Annotated in this window: 1 protein-coding gene; it reads right to left on the bottom strand. The window is 46.8% G+C overall.

Features of this window, described 5'->3' with window-relative positions; translation table 11 throughout:
- A partial coding sequence (gene leuB, locus BCT81_RS25640) for a 3-isopropylmalate dehydrogenase (protein WP_102426292.1) occupies positions 1 to 1,045 on the bottom strand: 1,045 nt, incomplete at its 3' end.
- Positions 1,046 to 1,133: the final 88 nt, after the last annotated feature.

Raw genomic sequence — 1,133 nt, 5'->3', positions numbered from 1 at the left:
TGGTTAGCGCTTGTTTATCGCCTGCTAGGTCTGCTGTTAGCTCGCCTGCTGAAAGCGCTTTAGATACCGCTGTTTCAATGTCTTGTGCTGCCGCTTCTTCGCCTAGGCTGTAACGAAGCATTAGCGCTGCAGAAAGAATTTGTGCAACTGGGTTTGCGATATTCTTGCCTGCGATATCTGGTGCACTGCCGCCCGCTGGTTCGTATAGGCCGAAGTTACTTTCGTTCAAGCTTGCAGAAGGAAGCATACCCATAGAGCCTGTGATCATTGCACACTCATCAGAGATGATGTCGCCGAAGATGTTTGAACATAGCATGACGTCAAACTGAGATGGGTCTTTGATTAGCTGCATGGTCGCGTTGTCGATGTACATGTGGTTTAGCGTTACATCTGGGTAGTCTTTTGCGATCTCTTCGACAACTTCGCGCCATAAGATAGAGCTTTGTAGAACGTTCGCTTTATCAATGGAGTAAACGTTTTTGTTACGTAGACGTGCCGATTCAAAAGCAATCTTTGCGATACGTTCGATTTCGTAGCGGTGATAAACTTCGGTATCAAACGCTTTTTCCGTAGCGCCTTCGCCTTCACGACCTTTAGGTTGACCGAAGTAAATACCGCCTGTTAGCTCACGTACTACCACGATGTCAAAACCGCGCTCGGAGATATCAGCACGAAGTGGAGAGAAAGACTCTAAACCTTTGTGAATTTGCGCAGGACGAAGGTTACAAAACAGTTGGAAGTGTTTACGTAGAGGAAGTAGGGCGCCACGCTCAGGTTGGTCATTGGGTGGAAGGTGCTCCCACTTAGGACCACCAACTGAGCCGAAAAGTACTGCGTCAGACTCTTCACAACCTTTCACTGTAGACTCTGGTAGTGGACAACCGTGGTTATCTATGGCGATACCACCAACATCATACTCTTCGCGAGAAAAGCTAATCGCATGCTTCTTTTCGATCGCGTCTAGCACCTTGTGTGCTTGCTGCATTACTTCTGGGCCAATGCCATCACCAGGTAGTACGGCAATTTTGTATGATTTATCAGTCATGTTAATCCTTTAATTCTTTGTTACTGAGCTATTTGGCTCGTTTTAAATTTTGTCCCTAAAGCCAATAACATCGGCTCTAGGGCTCTGT

The organism is Vibrio sp. 10N.261.52.A1, from assembly GCF_002876325.1.
Classification (GTDB): domain Bacteria; phylum Pseudomonadota; class Gammaproteobacteria; order Enterobacterales; family Vibrionaceae; genus Vibrio; species Vibrio chagasii.
Note: the sequence above shows the minus strand (reverse complement) of the source record. Positions and strands in the feature narration are given on the sequence as shown.